Genomic DNA, 349 nt, shown 5'->3' with positions numbered 1-349 from the left:
ACAACCCAGAAGGGCATCTTGGGGGAGGGGTTGGATGCAATTTTCCATCTGGCATTGGGCAATCGTGCTGCTGCTGGTCGGCGTGCCTGTTTTCTTTGCCGTCCGCTCGGCGGCCGGGCCGTCGCAGAATCCATGCGACTTGGTGGGATTTGGAGGCTGGTTGATGCTGCTGGCAATCGGCCAGACCTTGGCGCCCTTCCGCACGATGGCCGAGCTGTTTTCCTCGAGCGAGGGTTACCGGCAGCTCATGACGCTGCCCAATGGCCCTTTGGCCGTCTGTGGCGAAATCGTGCTGTTGCTGGGGTTTACACTGCTGCAATTGGTTGTTCTCGTTGCAATGCTGCGGCGG

Annotated in this window: 1 pseudogene; it reads left to right on the top strand. The window is 60.2% G+C overall.

The annotated features are described in order from the left end of the window. Positions 1–34 precede the first annotated feature (34 nt). Positions 35–349: pseudogene (locus tag EN852_RS36900) on the top strand (hypothetical protein); the annotation flags it as partial.

The organism is Mesorhizobium sp. M2E.F.Ca.ET.209.01.1.1, assembly GCF_004010375.2.
Lineage (GTDB): Bacteria > Pseudomonadota > Alphaproteobacteria > Rhizobiales > Rhizobiaceae > Mesorhizobium.
The sequence above is the reverse complement of the archived record's forward strand: the minus strand, read 5'-3'. Positions and strand labels throughout refer to the sequence as shown.